The organism is Hyphomicrobium sulfonivorans, from assembly GCF_013306565.1.
GTDB lineage: Bacteria > Pseudomonadota > Alphaproteobacteria > Rhizobiales > Hyphomicrobiaceae > Hyphomicrobium_A > Hyphomicrobium_A sulfonivorans.
Map to the genome: position 1 here is coordinate 41,959 of NZ_PZPO01000005.1, position 15,704 is coordinate 57,662.

The following is a 15,704-nucleotide window of genomic DNA, read 5'->3' on the forward strand; positions in this document are numbered from 1 at the left end:
CCACGCAATCCCGAACGTCATTCGCGCAATAATATTGCGCCGAAAATTGCCTAAGTGATTTTTTGTTGCGTGTGGGGCCAGCTAAACGGGCTATTTGGGGGAAATAATTCCTGCATCATGCTTGGTTGCGCATTTCCTATTTCGCGAGGCGAGCAATCAGCACCCTGACCGTTCCAGCGTGCCACTGGCCACCCCGGCCGAAGATCACCCTTGGCCACGCATGGCCAAGGATATGCGGTGCGCTTCCCGCGTGCTGCACCCCACGATCCGGGCCGTCTTGATCACGCCCGTGCCCGTGGCGAGCTGAGCGCGGATCTCTGCCTCGGTGGTTTTGCCTTTGCGTGGACGGCCAAACTTCACCCCTGCGCTTCTGGCCCTGGAAATGCCGGCGTGGACGCGGGCCACGATCAATTCCCGCTCCAGCTCCGCGAAGACGCCGAGCATCTGGAATAGCGCCCGGCCACTCGGCGTGGATGTGTCGAGCGCCTGCGTGTGGATGTAGAGCGCGAGCCCGGTGCCACGGATCATCTGAAGCACCTCAATCAAGTCTGGCATCGACCGTCCGAGTCGATCACTGCTCCATACGGCCAGCATGTCAAACTCGCGCCGCGTTGCCGCCTTCAGCATCGCATCGAAGCCTGGCCGCTTGTCGCGGCCCTTGGCACCGCTGATGCCGGCATCCTCGAACACCTGCACCACTTCATGGCCCGCGCGCTTCGCCCATGCTTGAAGCTCTGCGAGCTGATTGGCCGTGGTCTGCTCTGCCGTCGAGACGCGAGCGTATAGCGCTACACGCAATTGCTTTGCCATCGAACCCTCCATGGATTTGCATTGCCGAATGCTATTCCAAAAGTAGAGGTTTGGAATGGATGAAGTCGGTACGCTTTTGATCCCGTGAAACATGGGCCGCTTGCTGGCTATTCAGTGGGGGTTTTGGAATAGGTGGGATGGAGCGCAAGGCGCTGGCCTATCTCGATTGGGTCCATGCCACCACATCGCAACACGATGGAACGCTTTTGCCATCGGTGGGCGACGTGAAGCATTCGGTGTTTGTGGCGCCTATGTAGCCAAGGACATATCGCTGTTTGCGCCCTTCGCGTCGATCACTGTTCCTCACATCGCGCTGTTCGACGGCACGCGCTGGCCCATGCCTCAACACGATGCGCATTGCGCGGCGCTGTTCGATCGCGATGCGCTCGACGGCCTATGTCTCGCCCGGCTGGTGCATTGTTCGCGTGCTGCGCTTGCACCGTGATTTCGATGCATAGGGCTTTTTCCGAGCTAGACGGCCGAAGGCGTCTAGGCTAGGAAAACACCGCTCAAAAAGACCGGTGGGGTAGGCTGGCGGGGCCAAGATCCGACTTGTTTATATAAATGTTTGGGAATGATCTCACGCGCGGCGGCGTCGAAAAAAAATCGCATCGAAAAATTTCTACACTATGGAAATTTGGGCACCGGAAAATTGCGAACAAAAACTCTAGTGCGGGGAGCGGAGAATAATCCCCACAATGCAGTCGGCGGAAAATTTGTTGTTGGCTAGTTGAGAAAAAGGGGTTGATGGCTCGGCAGGTCTCGATGGTTGCTGCGCCACTCCTGAATTTCTCTTGCAGCATCCAATATTCGCACACCGTCTATGGCTCCGATCTTCATCGTGGCACAGTAAAGCCAGAGCCAACGGAATTTTTGGATTCATCAGTGAAGGACGCGCAGTGCCGAAGACGCCGCTTGAAATAGCGATAGAGGAAGGTCAAAGGTGCCTCAAGACCTCTCCCGTCATTGTGCTCGGGAGCGGCGCGTCCATCCCAACTGGCCTACCGGGAATGGGGGCGTTGGCAGATCACCTAAAAACCTCAATCGAGAACGGCATACTTGGCGGTTCCGACGAGAGGCTTTGGGATCAGTTCATCGCTGAACTCGCTGTCAAAGACCTCGAAAGTGCACTGCAAGCAGTCACGTTGAGCGAAAGGCTGTCGGACCATATCGTCGAACAGACATGGAAACTTATAGAGGTCGCGGACGCGCGCGTGTTTGAGGCCGTTCTTGCTGACGCGAACTATCTCCCGCTTGCCCGTCTATATCGGCACCTGTTCAACAGCACGCATCGGACGATATCGGTGGTGACGCCGAACTATGACCGGCTTGCAGAATACGCCGCCGACGCTGCGGGATATTGTCACCATACGGGTTTTAGCTACGGATATTTACGCCAGAGGCAATCCGGCTCGCGTCTTTTACTGTGGCAGGACAAGCAGCAAGCCCGCACCGTTGATGTCTGGAAGGTACATGGCTGTCTGGATTGGTTCGTAGATCAAGATGGCCAAGTCATTGCTCTCACATCAGCACGATCCATTCCAACCGGCCGTCGTCCCGCAATTGTGACACCCGGCATCGAGAAGTACAAACGGACACATGGTGAGCCGTTTCGCTCGATCATTGCGGGCGCCGATGTGGCCTTGTCGCGCGCTGGCGCCTATCTCTGTGTCGGCTTCGGATTCAATGACGGGCACATTCAGCCCAAGTTGTTGGAGCGATGGAAACGTGGCGATGCTCTCCTCGTCGTGCTCACCAAGATACTAAGCGACTCGGCCAGAAAGATGCTGGGGGAAGCTAATGGCCAGAAGTTCCTAGCTCTGGAGGAAGCTGCCAACGGGACCCGTATGTGGTCACACAAACATCCGGCGGGAGTACCGCTAGATGGTGTCCATCTTTGGCGATTGCCGGATTTTCTAGACCACACGACATAAATGGGGAGCCCGATGGGAATCTTTAACTACCAGGACACGGACGCGCTCGGGACTGTCATCGCCGTTGACACGGCTACCGTGGTCGTTCGCGTGGCGGATGTCGAGAAGCTGCGGCGTATGCAGGTCAACCGACTGGTCGTTCTTCAAAGCAGTCGTCCGGGCGAGCACCTGATCGGCGTCATCCAGAAGATCGTGCGGTCAATGAAAGAGGCGAAGGCGATTGCCGAAACCGGAGAGGCCGACGCAGACGTGTTACCCCAGGAGAACGTCGTGCGTGTTGCTCTGATCGGCACGCATATCGATCGGAAGGGAACGGAAGAAAACCTTTTTCGGCGCACATTGGAAACAGTGCCGGAGATTGACGCAAACTGCTTCGCCATCGAAGGCGAGAGCTTGACCGCCTTTATGGGCGTTATCGCTCGTGTCGCCAGTGATGGTCAGAAGCTGACGCTGGGCTCCTACACCCTCGATGAGAACGCGACGGCGTACCTCAACGGCAACAAATTCTTCCAACGCCACGCCATCGTCGTTGGAAGCACGGGATCGGGGAAATCATGGACAACTGCCCGCATTCTAGAGCAGGTGGCCAGCCTAGCAAACGCCAACGCCCTCGTCTTCGACCTGCATGGTGAATATACCCCACTTGTCGGCGATGGCATTCGGCACCTCCGTATTGCTGGTCCCGGCGATTTGGAGAAGGGGACAAACCTCAAGGACGGGGTTATCTACCTTCCGTTCTGGCTGCTCGGCTACGAAGCAATGATTTCCATGTTCGTTGATCGGAGCGACCAGAACGCCCCCAATCAAGCGATGCTGATGTCAAGAACTGTGACAGACGCCAAGCAAACCTTCCTGACTAAGGGCAACCACCAAGATGTCCTCGACAACTTCACAATCGACAGCCCTGTTCCCTTTGACATTGACGGTGTGGTCGCCGAGTTGAACAGGCTCAATACGGAAATGGTGCAGGGATCGAGAGGGGAAAAGCAAGGTCCGTATTTTGATAAGCTCAGCCGAATGATTGCGCGGTTCGAGAACAAGCGGACGGACAGACGGCTTGGTTTCCTCTTCCGTGGCGGGGACGACACCAACAAGTTTGAATGGCTCGAAACCCTGTGCTCGACCCTAGTAGGTGGCACTCAAGATCAGCCGGACAAGAAAGGCGGGGTGAAGATCATCGATTTCTCGGAGGTGCCCTCCGACGTTCTGCCTCTCATTGTCAGTCTAGTCGCCCGGCTGGCCTTCTCGCTGCAGCAATGGACCGTGTTGGGAAAGCGACATCCTGTAGCGCTATTCTGCGACGAGGCGCACCTCTACATTCCTGAACGATCGCAAGGCGATGTTGGTAATGAGATTTCGATTTCTATCTTCGAGCGCATTGCCAAGGAAGGGCGTAAGTATGGGGTCGGCCTTGTGGTCATCAGCCAGCGCCCATCAGAGGTCAACAGAACAGTTTTGAGCCAATGCAACAACCTGATAGCGATGCGTCTCACAAATGCAGAAGATCAAGGAGTGGTCCGGCGTCTCCTTCCTGATAACCTAGGCGGCTTCAGCGATCTGCTCCCGATTCTAGATACGGGTGAAGCACTGGTCGTTGGTGATGCGAGTTTGCTGCCAAGCCGAATACGTATCGCCGAGCCGACTGCCTATCCCAACAGTGGCACTGTCGATTTCTGGGACGAGTGGTCGAAGAATAATCCTATTGACGCTATTAAAGCTGCGGTCAGTGGATGGCGTAAACAGACACAGCATTGATCGAACATCATCGACCCGTTCAATAGGTCGTGATCGGGAGATACCACCACGGGCATGCTGGACTATTCAGTGAATGGGACTCTCGCTGTCGGGTGTCGGGCTTGGTGTTTTTTTTTTTTTTGCGGGCTGTTCCAACCATTATCGTCGGAATGCCCGTGCGGGACCCGGTTTGTGGATGCAGATATTGCAGCGTGTCGGAGTCTTAAGCTTCAACATAAATTTGTCCGCGTAATAGGCAAAATTGGTGCCGCGTGTTTCGAGTTTTTTTTTTTTAAAAAAAGGGGGGCGATATCGAAACTGTAGCAGGACTTCTGCCGGCCGCTGCTTCATGGGCAGGGCTAGCGGAGTCAGGTTGCTGGTGGCTTGTAGGCCCGACGCGCATGCTGGAATGCCGAGGTAGCGACGAACTCATCGCATCAGTGGAATACCAATGTGCCAGAAGATTGCGTGCGCGGCGAGCAAGAGGCATTTTGGGCGGCCATGCCGCTGGGGCATCGTGAGCCTTGCGGCAGACGCCCGCCATCTGTTGCCTGGGTCAAAGAGGTCGGGGTGACTCAGGTTTTCCGGGCGTGAGGCCGACGCATCAGTGTGATTGCTTGAGCCGTTTCAGAGCGGAAGCCACCAAGGGCGCGGCAACGTCACGGCGGTTTGCAATTCGAGAGATCTCGTCTGCCGTCACCAGCCTTTGCCTTATCGCTTTTAGCAACGCGGCTTCGGCAATCTTGAGGCCTGCCAACTGGTGCCAGCTGAAGCAGTCAACTATTGAGCGTGCGGGGCTAGTGACGCGCACGCGGATATCACTCCCCCGAAGCAAATAAGGTGCGTGTCCGGTAGCGAACACCTTTGCACTGGCGGTGAAAAGACGGAGGCCAGTTGTATCCTCGGGCGGTTGATGGCCCCACATCCAAATATCGGGGCCACAGCGCTCGGTAAGGTCATGAACAAAGAGCGCCGTTGTCAGGCACACGATGCCGTCTGGAAACCGATGGGCTGCGAAACGCAGAATGCGCTCTTTGGTGCTTACCAGATCATCACCTTCGACATAGGCGAGACGTGGATCGTCCGGCGTGAACTGTGCCACTCCGAATCGTCTCCACATCCTTTCCTCGTCTTGGGAGGCGACAGCTAGCGCTCGCTCGAATCCTGAAGATCCAAATCGGAAGAATGGGTGCATTGGTTGTTTCGGCGCAAATTCCGGAAACAACTTGCGGGCGTTAAGTTCGGGCACCCACTTCATTCGCCACAGGTGAGACCACTCATCGTAGGTCTTCGCTTGACCATTGTAGTGCGACTCAAACTTGGCAGCGAGATCAGCGATGACTTCGGACCAAGTCAGTTGCATGTTGCCGGCTGCGAAACCGCACCTTCCGTTAACGAGGCTGCGCGGCAGCCACGGCGGACGTTGCAACATTGCCCACTGTCGATCGATTTCGAGAACGATCGGTGGTCGCAAAGCTGTGGCCGAATATTTCGTTACTACCTGTTCAAATGTCAGCATGCTGCATTTGCAGCATGATTCGTCGCTTCACTGAAGATGTGAATTATCTGTGTGCAACCTGTTCGTTGGAAAAAGCACACGAGATCGCGCGTCTCTACGTTGCGGCGAGCTGAAGCCGCTTCAACCCGAGGCCTATGAAATACACTTGGCCACGGTCCTCGCGCACGTCGCGGCCGAGTTCGTGGCGAAGCGCATCCATCCGCTGGCCGAAGACGCTAACGCTCGCCGGCTCCACATCGCTGGCCCGGCACCACGCAACGTATTCCGTGAACAGCCGCGCCCAGGAGATCCGGCCGCCGCGTGTCACCTGCACACGTTCGAGCATGAAGGCGTCAATGTCGCCGGGTTCGATTACTTCGACGGCGGGCAGATCCAGCACCGATCGACCTAGCCTAGGTTGCTGCGCAGCCATGTTGTGCGGTTCCATCGGCGCGGTGGCCGGGCCAAGGTTAGGGGCCTTGATCGCCGGACCTAGCCTAGGTCCGTGTGCGGCGAAGGCGAGCAGGCACGCAGCTAACCCATTGCAGCCGATTGAACCTAGGCCAGCGAGAATGAGATCGAGCGCCCACGCCGGCAGGCCCAGGCGATCTGCCAGCGGGTTCGCGGACGCCGGCATTGGGTTCCGGCCTAGTTCGGCACGCGCTGCCGCGATTTCGGCCTCTGCGCCCGTTCTAGCCGCTCCCACAGCTAGAGCTGCGGCCGATACCTGCGCGTCGAGCACGCGCCGGCAGTTGGAGCCACAAGTCTTCTCGGCGCTGGTTGCCATCGCCTTGGCATCAATCTCGGCCTTGGCCAACTCGGCGCGCCTCACGGCGTCGGATGCTTCGGCTGCTGCAAGGCGGGCTTCCGCCGCTGTGCGCCGGGCGATGGCATCGCGCACGGGTGCCTGCCGGGCCTCGCTGGCTGTCACCAGCATGTCAGCAGTGCGGAGCAGGCCAAAGCCTTCACCGGCCAGCAGCGCGAGCACGAGCAGCCCGGCCAGCGTGCGTCGGCCATGGCTGAGCGCCTGGCCGATGGCGACGGCGCCGATCGCAACCCCGCACGCGAGTGCGATCACCATGGCCGCCATAGGCTGGGCATAGTCACCCGTTGACAGGATCGTCACGTGTGCGACCGCGGCGAGGATGCCGGTGCCGACGAGGAAGGCGAGGGTGCGGGTGATGCTATGCACGGGCCGCCTCCCGTCTATCCAGCTCGGCAATCAGTGCGCGGGAAACGATGAGCACCATGCGATCGCCGCTCGCGCGCACTTCGTTCACGAGGCGCTGTTTCAGTTCCTCCGGGATCTCGACGTTGAGCTGCACGGTGGTGCTGCGCGGCGTGCCGCGGGTGAGCCGGGCGTCGTGCGGATTGTTGGCTTCGCGTTCGAGCGCGCGGCGCCCCGATGCCGAGCCGCTGATCTTGCGCCGTTGTGAGCCGAGCTGCGCACGCAGGGCTGCTTTCAAATCGACGGGTCCGATGTCGCCCATGATTACACCCTTGCCTTGCGCGTGACGCGCTTCGACACGGCAGCCCACAACGCGGTAATCTCGGCTCTGGCAATACGGCTGGATGGGCTTTTCAGCTCGGCCGCGGTTTGACCGATCGCCATCGCGGCGGGATGACCCTCGTGATAGCGGATAGTTTCGGGGAGAACCGTGCCAAGCTCTGCGAGAGCATCCATCGCGCTGCCGAGCAGCTTCCAATCCTTATCGGCGGCGTTGACCACGAACACGCGCGGCACGCCGGCTTCATCGGCCACCTCGCAGATTGGGTTCACCGCTTCGAGATCGAGCATGGAGGCGCGCACGGGAATGAGGATGAGGTCGGCGTGCCGGATGGCAATGTCCGTGCGCATCAGCGAGCCGGGCAGGTCCACCACCACCCAATCGGCCCCGGCGCAGGCCTTGGTAATGGCGCCGCGCAGATCGTGCTCGTCGGCGGCGGAATAGCAACGGGGATTTTCTGGCCAGCCACGGCGCTCGTACCAAAGCCCGAGCGATTGCTGCGGATCTGCGTCCACGATGTTGACGCGTTGCCCCGTGCTTGAGGCATGTGCCGCCAGGGCGGCGCATAAAGTCGTCTTGCCGGAACCGCCTTTGCAGGCGGCGACCACAATGGTTTTCGTCATCGTCTCTGTCCCTAGGTTAGGCCTAAGCTAGGAACGACGATGCGCGCTGGGGCTAAATCGGCAATTAACCGTGCCCCAAAGCTGTACCCTCAGCCTGTACCCTCGGCCGAGATTATGACAGCGTAAGCGCTTGATTTTATTGGATATATGTAAGTTGGCTGGGGGACTAGGATTCGAACCTAGACAGGCAGAGTCAGAGTCTGCAGTCCTACCATTAGACGATCCCCCAAAGCCGGGATCAACGGCATTTGCCGTCGGAGCGGCGCATATAACAGTTGCTTCGCACGCCCGCAAGCGATGAACGGCATTTTCCTCCACAGCGCGACGTGTTGTGCAGCGGGCGGCCTTGCGTTGTGCCCTTTTCCAAGGTTTGCGCGTGTGCCTGCGCAAAATGGGAGGGTGGCACGCCATCTCCATTCTCGTCCCCTACAACCCAGCTCTCGTGCGGCCCAGGTGCCGGCCGCAACCAAAGGCAAAGACCTGCAATGTTCCAAATGGCTGCCCGCTCCTGCGGCCGGCCGACAACCGGTCCCGGCCCGATCGATGGCGCGCCGGCTCGCCCCACCGATGGCGTCCCGGCCAGCCCTGTCTCTCGTCTATGCTTTTGAAATCGGCGCACAATGGCCGCCGCGTTGCTTCGGGCAGACCCCGACGGCAGAACCCCCGCCGCCTGCACGCTTTACCGTTTACCGATAGCTGCTAGACTGGCGGCAAGTGTCGTCCAGAAGACGCCTGATGACGCGGGCAGGGGTTCATGCTCCGGCCGTATGCCAGGCGCTGGAGCTATGAAACGTGCAGGGCTATCCCGACGAGGGAGGCGCCGATGATGCGCCTTTATCTGTAGACGGCGAAGACAGGCGTGCTTCGGCGGCCAAGCCGCTACGTGCGCTTTCGGCTGTCGCGTCGGACCCCGACCATTCGCGTCGCATAAATGGGGCGGTTGACCCATACGTGCGTGATGGCGCGCTCTATTCCAATCCCGCAGCTTCCTCCCACCCGCAGGCCAAACACAATGGTAAGCGTGGTGCGCAGGCCCGTCCGGGCGCCGGCAATGGCAACGGCAACGGCGTTGAAGCAAACAGCGGTGGCGCCGGGGCTGCCGAGCGCGACTCTGGCGCCGCACGCGAATTCCAGAGCAGCCGGCCCGATGGCGTTTACGGCGCCCTTGATCTGGGCACCAACAACTGTCGCCTGCTGTTGGCGCGGCCCTCGCGCCGGGGGTTCCGCGTCATCGACGCTTTTTCCCGCATCATCCGGTTGGGTGAAGGCATGGCGCAGACGGGCCAGCTCTCCGAACCCGCCATGACGCGCACGCTGGAGGCGCTCAAGGTATGTGCCGCCAAGCTTGGCCGCGCCAATGTGCGTCGCTCGCGACTGGTGGCAACGGAAGCCTGCCGGATCGCGAAAAACGGCGACGAGTTTCTGCAGCGGGTGCGCGACAAGGTCGGGCTCGAAATAGAAATTCTGACGCCCGAGCTGGAAGCGCGCCTTGCGGTTTCGGGCTGTGCGGCGCTGATCGATGCCAGCTGCGATTATGTGCTGGTGTTCGATATCGGCGGCGGCTCGTCCGAACTCATTCTGCTGGATCTGACCCGCCGCGGCCGCCAGCGCGACCGCCGCTTTGCTGGCCGGCTCGATGCACAGAACTGCATGGTGGCATGGACGTCGCTGCCGGTTGGCGTCGTCACGCTGGCCGAGCGGTTCGGGGGCCGGAACGTGACGCCAGATGCCTTCGAGGCCATGGTGGCGGAGGCGGGGCGGTTTCTGGTCAACTTCGAACAGAAGCATAACGTGGCAGCGCGGCTTGCGGGGCGGCGCGTCCACATGCTCGGCACTTCCGGCACGGTGACTACGGTTGCCGGCATCCAGCTCGGCCTGCCCCGTTATGACCGCAACCGGGTGGACGGGTGCTGGCTTGATGTCAGCGATGTCCGCGAGGTCACGGCCGATCTGCTCGGGCGCAGCTATGAACAGCGCGTGGCCGAGCCCTGCATCGGGCGCGATCGCGCCGATCTGGTGCTGGCTGGCTGCGCCATTCTGGAAGCAATCCTGCGTATGTGGCCGTGCGAGCGTTTGCGGGTCGCCGATCGCGGCCTGCGCGAAGGAATTCTTACAACGTTGATGGTGGAAGATGGTGTGCTGGCGCCGTTGCGCCGTCGCCGTCGACCGATCTGAGCGCCGCTGAGGCGCGGAAGGCAAAATGCAATGACAACGAAGCGTAGCGGTGGCCAGAAGAGCGGGGGCCAGAGAGGCCCCGGCGGCGGCCAGCGGCAGATGCACGTGAAGCTGAAGACGGCGCGCAAGCATAGCTCCTCGTCGCAGCGCTGGCTGGAACGGCAACTCAACGACCCGTATGTGGCGGCTGCCAAGCGTGATGGCATGCGCTCGCGCGCGGCATACAAGATCATTGAGATCGATGAAAAGTATCGGCTGCTAAAGCCCGGCGCGACCGTGGTGGATCTTGGCGCAGCGCCCGGCGGCTGGAGCCAGATCGCGGCGGAGCGGGTGCAGTCGATTGGCGATGGTCCGGGGCAGGTGGTCGCTATCGACTACCTCGACATGGATCCGCTGCCGGGTGTTGAGGCTATCAAGCTGGACTTCACCGATGAGGGGGCCGAGGACACGCTTCGATCCATGCTGCGCGGCGGGCGTGCCGACATTGTGCTGTCCGACATGGCGGCGCCGACCACTGGGCACACGCGCACCGATCACTTGCGCATCATGGCGCTGGCGGAGTCGGCGGCCTACTTCGCTTGCGATGTGCTGAAGCCGGGCGGCGCGTTTCTGGCCAAGGTGTTTCAGGGCGGCACCGAGCGCGATCTGCTCGACCTGCTGAAGAAGCGCTTTGCCAAGGTGCATCACGTCAAGCCGCCGGCCAGCCGCGCCGATTCAGCTGAGCTGTACGTGCTGGCCACGGGCTTCCGCCCGGCGCTCGACGCGGCTGACGATTGATGCCAGCAGATGCGTTGCGGCTCGGCGTGCGCGTGGGGCAACGCCGACCGCAGCTTCAAGCACCATGCGGATGATAGGGCAGATGTCTCGCGGCGGGTTTTCCAACAGGAATTTGATTTTCCCGCGCGTGTGCAAGTGACGCCGCCTTGGCCCCTTCAAAATAGTTCAGGGCAAGGAAAGTTCGGCCCAATTTCTTAACCTCCACGCAAGCTGAGCGCGCGAGCTTAGAGCTGCACTCAGAATTCTTGCGTGTTTCCGATGTGTGGCTCAGGACAGGTCCGCAGCAATCGGATAGAGTGCTCCATGCGCTCATATTGAGGTCCACGGTATGCATCATCCGTGTCTCGTTCGGTTCGGTCTGGCTGCGATCGCGTTCGCCATCGCACCTTTATGTATAGCGTATTCGCCCATAGCAGATTTTGGCATCGCGTCAGCTTCGCCAGCCGATGAGGCTATCCATGCCTTCATCGCGGAAGGTGATGCCGCTGCCGAAGCCGACCAAGGCGATACCTTTGCTGTCGGGCCGCAGCAGGCGGTTTCGTTCGGCGACGGAGAAGGCGACAGCTTTGCCATCGAAAGCATTTCGCCTGACGACAACGTCATCACCGTGCTGTTGCGCCCGATGGGTGAGGAATGCGTGTTCCGCTTCCAGATCGGCGTTGGGCGTGCCGTGCAGTTGCGCTCAGGTGCGCCATCCGGCCAGTCGATGATGTGCAAGGCAACGCTGCATCCGATCAAGACGGATGGCGCTGCGGAATTCGGCGCCGAATGCAGCGAAGCCAAGGTTTCGCATGATCGCAAATGTCCGGCCGGGGATGATACTGCGTCGGTCGACTACCCGCAGCGCTGACGACAGGCGGCCCCATTCGCTACCCCGCGCGAGATGCCGGGGAAGGGGGCGTCTCTGTCTGCGCAGCGCCATTCCTGCAGGCTCAGTGCTGGGCTGCGGCTCTCACCGCTCATTCGCCGCCAGTATTCAGTGCGCAGGCGCACCCTTGCCGGTGATTGCCCGTCCGAGACTGACAAGCAGCATCACGACGCCACCCACGGCAAGACCGACAATTCCAGAGCCAATCGCCGTCACCAGCCAGTGAATGACGCCATTGCCGAACGGCAGCGCGGCGCTCACCGCATCGGCGGCGTGATGAATGACGTGCTCGACCTGCGGGTAACCGAATTCGGCCAGCCCGTGCACGATGATGCCGCCGCCCACCCACAGCATGGCCAGCATGCCGACGATGCTCAGCAACTCCAGAAACGGCGGCATGCCGCGCACCAGCGCTCGCCCGATCGGCCCCGAGATAACCCCGTTGCGCTCAACCAGCCGCGCGCCGATGTCATCAGCCTTCACGATCACGGCGACGACGCCATAGACGCCCACGGTAATCAGGATGGCGACAGTGGCCAGCACCAGCGCCTTGGTCAGCAGATCCGGCGCAGTTATCGCCGCCAGCGCAATGGCCATGATCTCAGCCGAGAGGATGAAGTCGGTGCGGATAGCGCCGCGTACGCGCTCTTCCTCAAGCGCCGCCTGACCCTTTTGCAGGTTGGCCACCAACTTGAGGCCCTGCACCGCTTTGGGCGGGCCGGTCAGCATGTGGTGCACCTTCTCGAAGCCCTCGAAGGCCAGATAGATGCCGCCCAGCATCAGGATCGGCGTGATCGCCTGTGGCAGAAAATAGCTCAGCAGAAGCGCCGCCGGCAGCAGGAACAGCAGCTTGTTGGTGATCGAGCCCTTGGCGATGCGCCAGACGATCGGCAACTCGCGCTCGGCTGATAATCCGGTGACGTAGCGCGGAGTGACGGCGGCATCGTCGATAACGACGCCGGCGGCCTTGGCGCTGACCTTGGCCGCCTGTCCCGCCGCATCGTCCAGTGTTACGGCCGCAACTTTGGTGAGCGCCACGATATCGTCGAGTAACGCCAGAAGACCGCCGCTCATGCTGAAGCACCCACCTGTATAAGCCCCACCCCGTACCCCTGCGGCGGTCGTTGGCAGCAATCGGCCAGCTAACCAACGCCTGATATCCGTCAGCTAAAACGGCGCCTCGGGCCATGGCAAGAAAAGCTTGATGGCGGATCGCAACAGGCTGGTGATGGCCGGATTGCAGGCCCCAACGGCGCAAATGCGAGGCAGGCGTCTCAGCCGAATGCCCGGCTGAGGCGGTGCTGTGGCGAGGGCGCGGGACTTTTCCTCAGGTCGACCCGGCCTCCTTGTGAGGCCCGTATTTCAAGGAAGGCCCATCGTGGCCCGACACTTATGCGCCTGTGGCAGGCTGCCTCGCCACCGTGCGAAGCGCTGGCGCTAGTCTGCCGCGCCGGGCCTTGCTTCCATAACCACGACTCCGGTGCTATAGCCCTGCCGACATCGCTTCCGCTGGGCCGGAACCCTTGTCCCCCCAGCCCACAGGAGATAGTCGCCGATGGCCGCTCGGAATGGCCCGCTCATCATTGATTCCGCCGTCGCTCTCACGTTCGACGATGTCCTTCTTGTGCCAGCCGCCTCTGAGATTATGCCCAGTCAGGCGGATATCGGCACCCAGATAACCAAAGACATTCGCCTCAATATCCCGGTCGTGTCCTCAGCTATGGATACGGTCACCGAGGCCCGCCTTGCCATTGCCATGGCGCAGGAAGGCGGCATAGGTGTCATCCATCGCAACCTGACGCCGGAAGAACAGGCCCGGCAGGTCGCGCTGGTTAAGAAGTATGAATCCGGCATCGTCCTCAATCCGATCACGATCCATCCGGACGCCACGCTGCGCTCCGCGCTGGCGATCATGGCGGACAACGCCATTTCCGGCGTGCCCGTGGTTGAGCAGGCGCGCGACGGCAGCAAAGGTCGTCTGGTCGGCATCCTCACCAACCGCGACGTACGCTTCGCCACCAATCTGGACCAGCCGGTCTCGGAGCTGATGACGAAGGAGCGCCTGGTTACGGTGCGCCGCTCGGTTTCGCAGGAAGACGCCAAGCGCCTGCTGCACGAAAACCGTATCGAAAAGCTGATTGTCGTCGACGATCAGGACCGCTGCATCGGCCTCATCACCGTCAAGGACATCGAGAAGGCGGCCAAGCATCCGCACTCGGCCAAGGACGCTGAGGGTCGGCTGCGCGTCGCTGCGGCCACCACGGTGGGCGCTGACGGTTTCGAGCGCACCGAACGCCTGATGGATGCCGGTTGCGACCTCATCGTCGTCGATACCGCGCACGGCCATTCCAGCCGCGTGCTGGCCGCCGTCGAGCGCATCAAGAAGCTGTCCAACTCGGTGCAGGTGGTGGCGGGCAACGTCGCCACGGCGGAAGCCACCCGGGCGCTGATCGATTGCGGCGCCGACGCGGTGAAGGTCGGCATCGGTCCGGGCTCAATCTGCACTACCCGCATCGTTGCCGGTGTTGGCGTGCCGCAGCTCACGGCAGTGATGAACTGCGCCAATGAAGCCAGCAAGCACGGCGTTCCGATCATCGCCGACGGTGGCATCAAGTTCTCGGGCGATGCCGTGAAGGCGCTCGCTGCCGGTGCATCCTGCGTGATGATCGGCTCGATGCTGGCTGGCACGGATGAATCCCCCGGCGAGACCTATTTCTATCAGGGGCGCACCTACAAGGCGTATCGCGGCATGGGCTCCATCGGTGCCATGGCGCGCGGCTCGGCGGATCGCTACTTCCAGCAGGAAGTAAAGGACACGCTGAAGCTGGTGCCGGAAGGCATTGAGGGTCAGGTGCCCTACAAGGGTCCGGTCGACAGCGTCCTGCATCAGCTCGTCGGTGGTCTGCGCGCCGGTATGGGCTATGTCGGTGCGCGCACGCTGGAAGAGCTTCGCGAAAAGGCGCAGTTCATCCGCATTTCGCCTGCCTCGATGAGTGAGAGCCACGCCCACGGTGTGCGCATCACGCGCGAGAGCCCGAACTATCCAGGTTCGGTCTAAAAGCTATGCACCGGCGGCCGGCTCCCCGGAGGGGAGTCGCCGGTGCGGAAGAACAATTACCGGCGGCCGGCTCCCTGAAGGGGAGTCGCCGGTGCGAAAGAACAATCACCGGCGGCCGGCTCCTCGGCGGGGAGTCGCCGGTGCAAAAAGAATGTCGCCGGTGTGAGCTAACGACGTCATCCCGGCGAAGGCCGGGATCCACGCCAGTCACCTGCGATGCGCCCGTGGTGGCGTGGGTGTCAAAGCGGATGTGCCGACTATGCGCGCGATCTGAACGGAGACCTGTCCGATGCCAGTTTCCAGCCTGCTGCTGCCAGTGTTCGTTCAGGTCGCGCTGACGTTCGCCCTCATGCTGTGGATGGGCGCGCAACGCCGCCGTGCGCTCAATTCCGGCGCCGTGAAGCCGCACGAAATCGCGCTGCGCCAGCCGAACTGGCCGCCACGGGCAATGCAGATCGCGAACTGCTTCCACAATCAGCTTGAGCTGCCGATGCTGTTCTATGCGCTGGTAGCGTTCATTCTGATCACTTCGACCAACAGCATTGTGTTTGTGATGCTGGCGTGGCTGTTCGTCGGCGCGCGGTTGGTCCATGCTTATATTCACACCGGCTCTAATGCTGTGCTGCCGCGATCGGTGGCCATGGCGGCCGGTGCAATTGCACTGATTGCGATGTGGGTGATCTTCGCCGTTCGCATTCTGGCGACAGGAGCCTGAAACC

At 61.1% G+C, this 15,704-nt stretch carries 13 protein-coding genes and 1 tRNA gene; 7 read left to right on the forward strand and 7 right to left on the reverse strand.

The genetic code is table 11. The features are described from left to right. Positions 1–204: 204 nt before the first annotated feature. A complete protein-coding gene (locus tag C6Y62_RS11670) occupies positions 205–903 on the reverse strand; it encodes a recombinase family protein (protein ID WP_246274647.1) in 699 nt (232 codons plus the stop codon). Between the two features lie 806 nt (positions 904–1,709). Between C6Y62_RS11670 and C6Y62_RS11675 the strand changes: the two genes are divergently transcribed. Beyond that, positions 1,710–2,744: an SIR2 family protein gene (locus C6Y62_RS11675; protein ID WP_173954064.1), complete on the forward strand. Its 1,035-nt coding sequence runs from the start codon at positions 1,710–1,712 to the stop codon at positions 2,742–2,744. Between the two features lie 12 nt (positions 2,745–2,756). Continuing rightward, the gene (locus tag C6Y62_RS11680) at positions 2,757–4,499 is read left to right on the forward strand and encodes an ATP-binding protein (RefSeq protein ID WP_173954065.1); all 1,743 of its coding nucleotides are present in this window, start codon (positions 2,757–2,759) and stop codon (positions 4,497–4,499) included. A 583-nt stretch (positions 4,500–5,082) separates the two neighbouring features. Here the strand turns inward: C6Y62_RS11680 and C6Y62_RS11685 are convergent. From C6Y62_RS11685 to C6Y62_RS11705, 5 genes are all read right to left on the reverse strand, one after another. After that, the gene (locus tag C6Y62_RS11685) at positions 5,083–5,997 is read right to left on the reverse strand and encodes a type IV toxin-antitoxin system AbiEi family antitoxin domain-containing protein (protein ID WP_173954066.1); all 915 of its coding nucleotides are present in this window, start codon (positions 5,995–5,997) and stop codon (positions 5,083–5,085) included. Positions 5,998–6,091: 94 nt separating this feature from the next. Next, a complete protein-coding gene (locus C6Y62_RS11690; RefSeq protein ID WP_173954067.1) occupies positions 6,092–7,168 on the reverse strand; it encodes a hypothetical protein in 1,077 nt (358 codons plus the stop codon). Next, the gene (locus tag C6Y62_RS11695) at positions 7,161–7,466 is read right to left on the reverse strand and encodes a hypothetical protein (RefSeq protein WP_173954068.1); all 306 of its coding nucleotides are present in this window, start codon (positions 7,464–7,466) and stop codon (positions 7,161–7,163) included. Before C6Y62_RS11695 ends, C6Y62_RS11690 begins: the two co-directional genes overlap by 8 nt. 2 nt (positions 7,467–7,468) lie before the next feature. After that, positions 7,469–8,107, reverse strand: a complete 639-nt coding sequence (locus tag C6Y62_RS11700) for a ParA family protein (RefSeq protein ID WP_173954069.1) — start codon at positions 8,105–8,107, stop codon at positions 7,469–7,471. Between the two features lie 155 nt (positions 8,108–8,262). Continuing rightward, a tRNA-Gln gene (locus tag C6Y62_RS11705) sits at positions 8,263–8,336 on the reverse strand. A gap of 563 nt (positions 8,337–8,899) precedes the next feature. Between C6Y62_RS11705 and C6Y62_RS11710 the strand changes: the two genes are divergently transcribed. The 3 genes from C6Y62_RS11710 to C6Y62_RS11720 all read left to right on the forward strand — a co-directional run bounded on the left by C6Y62_RS11710 (position 8,900) and on the right by C6Y62_RS11720 (position 11,909). Beyond that, positions 8,900–10,282: a Ppx/GppA phosphatase family protein gene (locus tag C6Y62_RS11710; RefSeq protein ID WP_173954070.1), complete on the forward strand. Its 1,383-nt coding sequence runs from the start codon at positions 8,900–8,902 to the stop codon at positions 10,280–10,282. A 30-nt stretch (positions 10,283–10,312) separates the two neighbouring features. Beyond that, positions 10,313–11,059 (forward strand): RlmE family RNA methyltransferase, encoded by a 747-nt coding sequence (locus tag C6Y62_RS11715; protein ID WP_173954071.1) that lies wholly within the window; start codon positions 10,313–10,315, stop codon positions 11,057–11,059. A 328-nt stretch (positions 11,060–11,387) separates the two neighbouring features. Beyond that, positions 11,388–11,909: a hypothetical protein gene (locus C6Y62_RS11720; protein ID WP_173954072.1), complete on the forward strand. Its 522-nt coding sequence runs from the start codon at positions 11,388–11,390 to the stop codon at positions 11,907–11,909. 126 nt (positions 11,910–12,035) lie between these two features. Here the strand turns inward: C6Y62_RS11720 and C6Y62_RS11725 are convergent, their stop codons facing one another. Next, the gene (locus C6Y62_RS11725) at positions 12,036–13,001 is read right to left on the reverse strand and encodes a DUF808 domain-containing protein (RefSeq protein ID WP_068459177.1); all 966 of its coding nucleotides are present in this window, start codon (positions 12,999–13,001) and stop codon (positions 12,036–12,038) included. 481 nt (positions 13,002–13,482) lie between these two features. Here C6Y62_RS11725 and guaB point away from each other — a divergent pair, with 481 nt between their 5' ends. Further along, positions 13,483–14,985: an IMP dehydrogenase gene (gene guaB / locus C6Y62_RS11730; RefSeq protein WP_068459176.1), complete on the forward strand. Its 1,503-nt coding sequence runs from the start codon at positions 13,483–13,485 to the stop codon at positions 14,983–14,985. Positions 14,986–15,274: 289 nt separating this feature from the next. Then, positions 15,275–15,700 (forward strand): MAPEG family protein, encoded by a 426-nt coding sequence (locus tag C6Y62_RS11735; RefSeq protein ID WP_068460910.1) that lies wholly within the window; start codon positions 15,275–15,277, stop codon positions 15,698–15,700. Positions 15,701–15,704 lie beyond the last annotated feature (4 nt).